General features: G+C 68.8%; 7 protein-coding genes. 3 read left to right on the top strand and 4 right to left on the bottom strand.

The annotated features are described in order from the left end of the window. Positions 1 to 49 precede the first annotated feature (49 nt). From DW296_RS00320 to DW296_RS00305, 4 genes are read right to left on the bottom strand one after another with little or no spacing between them, the layout of a single operon-like run. Positions 50 to 481: an ATP-binding protein gene (locus DW296_RS00320; protein WP_136050609.1), complete on the bottom strand. Its 432-nt coding sequence runs from the start codon at positions 479 to 481 to the stop codon at positions 50 to 52. Further along, the gene (locus DW296_RS00315) at positions 471 to 803 is read right to left on the bottom strand and encodes an STAS domain-containing protein (protein ID WP_136050608.1); all 333 of its coding nucleotides are present in this window, start codon (positions 801 to 803) and stop codon (positions 471 to 473) included. The genes DW296_RS00320 and DW296_RS00315 overlap by 11 nt, the downstream gene beginning before the upstream one ends. Beyond that, complete coding sequence (locus tag DW296_RS00310; protein ID WP_136050607.1) at positions 787 to 2751, bottom strand: glycosyltransferase family 2 protein; 1965 nt, start codon at positions 2749 to 2751, stop codon at positions 787 to 789. The genes DW296_RS00315 and DW296_RS00310 overlap by 17 nt, the downstream gene beginning before the upstream one ends. Next, a complete protein-coding gene (locus DW296_RS00305; protein ID WP_136050606.1) occupies positions 2748 to 3902 on the bottom strand; it encodes a PP2C family protein-serine/threonine phosphatase in 1155 nt (384 codons plus the stop codon). The genes DW296_RS00310 and DW296_RS00305 overlap by 4 nt, the downstream gene beginning before the upstream one ends. A 199-nt stretch (positions 3903 to 4101) precedes the next feature. Between DW296_RS00305 and DW296_RS00300 the strand changes: the two genes are divergently transcribed. From DW296_RS00300 to DW296_RS00290, 3 genes are read left to right on the top strand one after another with little or no spacing between them, the layout of a single operon-like run. After that, positions 4102 to 5022, top strand: coding sequence for a carbohydrate ABC transporter permease (locus tag DW296_RS00300; RefSeq protein WP_136050605.1), 921 nt, complete (start codon positions 4102 to 4104; stop codon positions 5020 to 5022). Next, complete coding sequence (locus tag DW296_RS00295; RefSeq protein ID WP_025102660.1) at positions 5022 to 5975, top strand: carbohydrate ABC transporter permease; 954 nt, start codon at positions 5022 to 5024, stop codon at positions 5973 to 5975. Before DW296_RS00300 ends, DW296_RS00295 begins: the two co-directional genes overlap by 1 nt. A 26-nt stretch (positions 5976 to 6001) precedes the next feature. Beyond that, positions 6002 to 7366, top strand: coding sequence for an extracellular solute-binding protein (locus tag DW296_RS00290; protein ID WP_136050604.1), 1365 nt, complete (start codon positions 6002 to 6004; stop codon positions 7364 to 7366). Positions 7367 to 7439: the final 73 nt, after the last annotated feature.

Here is a 7439-nt window from a genome sequence, read left to right as displayed (position 1 = left end):
GACGCCGCCGCCCTGCGCGGGCGCGCGCCGGCCTGGCTCGCCTGATCGCCTAGTCGCCCGCCGCGCGCGCGGGGTCCACGCGTCGCACGAGGATCCAGGTGTTGCCGAGATCGGTGACGGTGTGGGTGAACTCGTCGAGTGCGGCCTGCGACAGCGCGAGTCCGCGTCCGCTCTCCGCCTCCTCGCCCGGCATCGTCACGGCGTCCCAGTCGATCGGTGCCGGCGGGGCGGTGTCGCGGACGTAGGCGCGCGCCTCCTCCGGCGTCACGCGGACGTCGATGCTCAGCACGACGTCCGCGTGCTCGTTGTGCTGCGCGATGTTGGTCGTGACCTCGCTGAGCGCGAGGGTGAACAGCACCTGGTCCTGCGCCGGGACCTCCGGAGCGTGAGTCCAGAGCCGGTCGAGCTCATCGAGGGCGCGGTCGACGAGGGCGAGCCCCGCGGGCCCGTCGATGTGGAAGGACCGGGTCTCAGCGTCCATCGAACGCCGATTCCGGCGTCGGGTAGTCGCGGAGCACGCGGTCCAGGTTGGTGAGGTGGAGGACGGTGCGCACGGCCTCGGGGACGGCGGCGATGCGCAGATCGCCGCCCGCCACGCGGGCGGTCTTGAGGCCGCCGACGAGGGCCCCGAGGCCCGAGGAGTCGACGAACTCGGTGCCGCTCAGGTCGATCGCGATGCGCGGCTGCCCGGCGGTGACCAGGTCGCTCACCGCGTTGCGCAGCAGCGGCGCCCCCGAGGCGGTCAGGCGCCCCGTGATCGTGACGACGGCGTAGCCGTCCCTGGTGTCAGTGCTGACGTTCATTCGACTCCTTCTCGAGGACCTGCGCGGCGGGACCGCGGTAGCGCGCCGCCTGGATGATGACGCTGAGGACGACCAGGTCGTACAGGACCCAGGCCGTGTTGACGAGGGTTCCGGTGCCGTCGCCCGTCCCGACGATGACCCGGGCGACCCCGATGACGAGGGCGATCACGAGCACGACCATGGCGGTGAGCTGCGGCCAGATCTCCCGCCATGGGACGCCGCGCGGATCCCGGCCGTCCTTCCTGGTCACGGCGAAGGACAGCGGCCGACCGAGCACGACGTTGGCGAAGGCCGTCCAGCACGCGCGGATCCACACGGGGAACAGCGCGAGCGAGTACTGCTGACCGCGCCAGGTCTTCACCCCCTTGGCGACCACGAGGAACAGCGCCTGGTTGACGAGGAAGTACGGCAGGAACCGCACGAAGAAGTCGACCGACCAGGCGGTGACGGGGAGCACCCCGAACACGAGGTAGATCACCGGGGCGGCGAGATAGACGATCGCGGCGAAGCCGGAGAGGTAGCTCCACATCGTCGCGAAGTACATCAGGCGCTGTCCCACCGAGAGCCCGCGCTTGGCCAGGGGGTTGTCCCGCAGCATGACCTGCAGCGTCCCCTGGGCCCACCGCAGCCGCTGCGTGAGCATCGTCCGGAGGTCTTCGGGTGCGAGCCCGTGGGCCAGGATCTCGTGGTGGTAGACGCTGCGCCACCCGAGGGCGTGCAGCTGCATCGCGGTCGCCATGTCCTCGGTCACCGAGATCGTGGCGAGGGGCAGGATCGGCTGCGCCTCGTCCGCCCGGTCGAGGCGGAGCGCATCGAGCAGTCCGCGGACGGCTTCGACGGCGGTGAGGGGGGAGAGGTCCGAGGCGGCCAGAGCTTCGAGCCCTGCCTCGTCCACGATCACCTGTCCGAGCTCGGCGTCGTGCTGCACCGGCAGGGATTCGATCACCGCGAGGTCGGCGCGGATGCCCTCGAGGTCGTGGGCCACGAGGATGCGGGAGGCATCGTCGACCGCGTCGCCCACGCGGGCGGCGACCTCGGCGACCGGCGCCCCCGCGGCGAGCTCCTTGCGACCGCGCGCGATCGCGATGCGGAGCGCGCCGAGCTCGGTGGCCAGCGCCGGGTCCGTCGCGGTCTCGGCCTCGCGGGCGATCAGCGCCTCGGAGGTCTTGAGCGCCCGTGCGGCGGAGTCGGTCACGTTCCGCACATAGCCGACGATGCCGAGCTGCATGAGGGCTTCGCGGCGGAGCACGGCGTTGGAGCCGCAGAAGAAGGCCGCGTTCCAGCCGTCCTTCCCCTGCTGGATCGGCCCGTAGAACAGTGGCGCCTGGCTGCCCAGGGGATCGGCCTCGTCGACATTCACGAACCACTGCGGCGTCTGCACGAGGGCGACTTCCGGATCGTCGGCGAAGTACCCGAGCGTGCGGTGCAGGATCAGCGGATCCGGCACCTGGTCGGCGTCGAGGATGAGGAGGAACTCGCCGTCGGTCTGGAAGAGCGCGCTGTTGAGATTGCCGGCCTTGGCGTGCCGGGGTTTGTCGGTCCAGTCCTCGGAACGCGTGAGGTAGCCCACACCGGCCGCCCGGGCTTCCGCCTCAAGCTCGGGGCGGGAGCCGTCGTCGAGGATCCAGGTGGAGTGCGGATAGGCGATCCGCTTCGCCGCCCTGGCCGTCGTCATGACGAGCTCGATCGGCTCGTCGTAGGTCGTGATGAACACGTCGACGGTGCCCTGCGGCGGCGATACCGGCGCCGGACGCTCCTTCGCGCGCCACATGGTCAGACAGAAGAGGAACGTGTCGATGAGGCTGTATGTCTCGGCGATCACGAGCGGCACCGCGATCCACCAGGCGGACCAGTTCACCGACTCCAACCACCGCCAGGCGACGTAGTTCACCCCGAGCAGGACCGACAGCAGGGCCAGGACGCGGATGGTCGCGAACCGCGCCGTCATGCGTCCCTCCGCACCACCACGACGGTGATGTCGTCGGTGGCGCGGTCATCGTTCGCGAGTCGCAGGGCTTCCCGGACGGCGCCGTCCGGCCCCATCGCCGTGAGCACCCGCTCCACGTGGCCGAACGGGTCGTCGGCGTCGAGCACGTCGAGGAGCCCGTCGCTGCAGCAGATGAAGGCGTCCCCGACCTCGAGCCGTGTCGTCACCGGAACCCGGGGGTCGACGAGGCCCATGCCCATGCCGAGGGGCAGGTTCGTGGAACGCAGCGGCGTCCATGACCCGTCCGCCCGGACGATGAACGCCAGGCTGTGTCCGGCGTCGATGACCTCGAGCTCTCCCGTCTCGGGTCGCAGTTCCGCGACGACGGCCGTGACGAACATCGACGTGTCCGCGAGATCGTCCTCGAGCAGGCGGTCCACCTCGATCACGGCGTCGGACAGCGAGCGCTCCGGCGCCGTCCGCAGGGAGGCGCGCACCGTGGCCGCGACCAGCGCCGGTCCCGTGCCCTTGCCCATCGCGTCCGCGAGGGTGACGCGGATCGCGTCGCCATGACGGGAGAAGTCGTAGTAGTCGCCGGCGAGCATGCCGCGTGGGGCGGCGCCGGCGGCGATCGTGTAGCCCTCGATCTCCGGATGCACCCGCGGGCGCAGCGCCCGCTGCACCACGGCGGCATGGTCGATGTCCGCGTCCTGGGCCAGCTCCGTCTGCACCCAGAACGCGAGATCGCGCAGAAGGTCCTGCTGCGCGTCCGTGAACGTGTGCGGCTCCGTGTCGAGCACGCACAGCGTCCCGACCGGTTCGCCGCCCGGGGCGTGCAGCGGATGCGCCGCGTAGAAGCGCAGGTGCGGGTCGCCGGTCACGAACGGGTTCTCGGCGAAGAGGTCGGTCGTGCTCGCGTCCTCGACCACCACCGTCCGGTCCTGCGACACGGTGTAGTCGCAGAACGAGTCCTGTCGTGGTGCCTCGTTCCCCCCGAGGCCGATCTGCGATTTGCGCCACTGCCGGTCGCGGTCGATCAGCGAGACGCTGACCATCGGCACGCCGAACATCTCCTTCGCCAGTCGTGCCACCCGATCCACCCGCTCATCGGGTGGTGTGTCAAGGATCCCCAGTTCCTCGAGCGCTGCCTGTCGCCGTCGCTCGTCGAACATTCCCCCGGCCCTCCTCCGTGTTTATTCCCCACATCCTATTGAGGAACGTCACCCTGGCCATCAGCGCGCCGAGGGGGCATTCAGGTGAACCACAGGAAACGGTTCTGCGCAAGCCCCGAGGGGAACCGCTTCTGCGGACCTACCATCGCGCCAGGACGGGAGCGCCGTGTCTGCACGTCCTCGGAAAGGAGGCAGGTGGATGCCGCTCAAGACCCGCCAGCGGGACCGGTACCACCGCCGGGAGGCCCTCGCCGGCTATCTCTTCATCTCCCCCTGGCTCCTCGGATTCCTCATCTTCACGGCCGGCGCGATGGTCTACAGCCTGTACATCTCGTTCAGCAGCTACAACCTGGCCACGAACAGCGCCCGCCCGGTCGGCATCGAGAACTACGCCAACCTGTTCGAGGACCCGCGGGTGGGCGTCTCGCTCGCGAACACGCTGTTCTACGTGGTGATGGCGGTGCCGCTAGAGATCGTGTTCGCGCTGATCCTCGCTCTGCTGCTCAACCGCGTCGGGCGGGGTGCGGGAGCGTTCCGCGTGCTCTACTACCTGCCGAAGATGACGCCGGCCGTCGCGACCGCGGCGGTGTTCTTCCTCCTCCTCAACGGCAACTCCGGGGCGATCAACCAGTTCCTCCGGGTGTTCGGCATCCAGGGGCCGCAGTGGCTCGTCGACCCCGCGTGGGTCAAGCCGAGCATCGTGATCATGACGCTGTGGACCGTCGCGGGGACCATGGTGATCTTCCTCGCGGCGCTGAAGAACGTGCCCGTCGAGCTGTACGAGGTGGCCTCGCTCGACGGGGCGGGACCGATCAGGAAGTTCTTCTCGATCACCCTCCCGATGATCTCGGGGGCGATGTTCTTCAACGTCATCGTGCTCTCGATCGCCGCGTTCCAGATCTTCGACCAGGCGTACCTGCTGTTCTGGCGGGATCAGAGCAATTCGTCACCGGAGGCCTCCCTCTTCTACGCGATCTACCTGTTCCAGCAGGCGTTCCGGCAGTTCAACTTCGGCTTCGCGGCGGCGATGGCATGGCTGCTCTTCGTCATCATCATGATCATCACGCTCATCCAGGTGAAGGTCGGCAACCGCTTCGTCTACTACGAGGGAGACCGCTGATGTCCCAGACCCTGCGTCAGGTCCCCGTCGAGGCGGAGCCCGAGAAGGCCCCGGGCACGTTCACGACCACCGTCGCCACCCGCTCGCGCTGGCGTCGTCGGCTGCGGCAGCCGAAGAGCCTCGCCGCCCGGATCGTGCTGAACATCATCCTCGTGCTGTTCGCGCTGCTGTTCCTGTACCCGTTCGCGTGGCTCATCGCGGCGAGCTTCAAGCCCCGGGGCGAGGTATTCGACAACGCCCTCATCCCCAAGACGTTCGTGCCGGAGAACTACGTCGAGGTGTGGAATCAGCTCCCGCTGCTGAACTGGATGGGCAACAGCATCGCCATCGCGCTGCTCGCCGCCGGTGCCGTCGCGATCTCCAGCTCGATCGTCGCGTTCGGCTTCGCCTACTTCCGCTTCCCGGGGCGCGGGCTGCTGTTCGGCCTCGTGCTGGCGACGATGATGCTCCCCGGCGCGGTGACGATGATCCCGATCTACCTCATCTGGAAGGAGACCGGACTCCTCGGCACATGGGTGCCGCTGTGGGGCATGAACCTCTTCGGCTCGGCCTTCTACATCTTCCTGCAGCGGCAGTTCTTCCTCGGCCTGCCGCGGGAGCTGTTCGAGGCGGCGCGACTCGACGGGGCCAGCGCCTGGGGACTGTTCTGGCGGATCGCGATGCCGCTGTCGATCCCGTCGTTCGTCATCGTGTTCCTGTTTGAGTTCCAAGCCAGCTGGAACAACCTGCAGGCCGCCCTCATCTACCTCAACGCCGGATCGGTGGACGAGTTCACCGCGCCGCTCGGCATCGCGTACGCCATGACCAAGTACAGCCCCACCGCGGGCGGTCACGGCGACTACCAGTACGTCATGGTCGCCTCCCTCCTGGTGACCCTCCCGATGCTCATCCTCTTCGCCTTCGGGCAGCGCGCCTTCATCGAGGGCGTCGCGACCCAGGGGCGCAAGGGATGACGAACCACAGATCGAAAGGAGCAGTCATGCGCACACGCATGCTGGGAATCACCGCGGTCGCCGCGGCATCCGTCCTCGTCCTCGCCGGGTGCGGCGGGGGAGGGGGAGACGACCAGGCGGCCGACGCCGACTTCGGGGCGGAGCCGAGCGGCACGCTGAAGGCGTGGGGCTTCGAGAACGCCGACGACGTCGGCACCTCGCGCATGGACTACGCCGCCGAGCAGCTGAAGGACGTCGAGGTCGACCTCGACGCGACGGCCTTCGACGCGCAGAAGTTCACCACCCGCATCGCGAGCGGTGACGTGCCCGACGTGGTGCAGATGGACCGCAGGTACGTGACCACGTATGCCGCGCAGGACCTCATCATGCCGCTCGACGAGTGCTTCGCCGCCCAGGACGTCTCGCCGCGGGACCACTGGTACCCCTTCGTCGTCGACGACGTCACCTACGACGATGCCGTGTGGGCGGTGCCGCAGTTCTACCAGCCGCCGGCGATCCTGCTGAACAAGGCCGTGCTCGACGAGGCGGGGGTGACGGCGGACGAGATCGACACCTCGAAGCCCGACGTGCTGCTCGGCGCGATCGAGAGGATGTACCAGGAGTCCGGCGGCGTGCCCACGCGGCTCGGGTTCGACCCGGTCGCGACGGGCCAGGCCGGGCTGTGGATCCTCGGCATGGGCGGCCAGCTCAACGATGAGAAGGGGGCGCCCACCCTGGACGACCCCAGCAACGTGGCCGGCATCGAGATGCTCAAGCAGATCACCGACGCGCAGGGCGGCTTCGCAGCCGTCAAAAGCTTCAGCGACTCGTTCGACGCCTTCGGCGACCAGAACCAGTTCGTCGCCCAGCAGGTCGGGGCGCAGGTGAACGCGCAGTGGTATCCGAACGTGCTCAGCCCCTACGCCGACCAGATCGACCTGGAGGCCGTGCCGTTCCGGAACGCCGACGGGGAGCCGTTCTCGGTCGCCTCCGGCACCGCATTCGTGATCCCGGCCGGCGCGGAGAACCCCGCGGCGGCGTGCGCGTGGATGGTGAACCTCACCTCCGACGACGCGTGGAATGCGGCGGGCGAGGCGCGTGCCGAGACCCTGAAGACCGACGGCGGGATCAACACCGGGCTGTTCACCGGGGCGCCATCCGCCGACCAGTCGATCCGCGAGACCTTCGTCACCGACAGCGGCAACGCCGGCTTCGACCAGGTCATCTCCACCTACTACGACGTGGTGGACTACGGGCAGTCGTTCGGCTCCTCGCCGGCGGGCCAGGAGATCCAGAACGAGCTGAACAACGCCATCACGGCGGCGCTGCTCGGGGACAAGTCGCCGGAGGACGCGCTGAAGGAAGCGCAGGAGGCGGCGATGCGCGCGTACGAGAACGCCACGGCCGGCTAGTCCGGAGGGGCGAGGGCTACCAGTGTTGACTGTTAACAGTCAACACTGGTAGCCTCGCGGTGTCGACAACACG

Origin of the sequence: Microbacterium sp. K36 (genome assembly GCF_004794355.1) — a bacterium.
Lineage (GTDB): Bacteria > Actinomycetota > Actinomycetes > Actinomycetales > Microbacteriaceae > Microbacterium > Microbacterium paraoxydans_D.
This window is presented reverse-complemented; position numbering and strand designations above follow the sequence as displayed.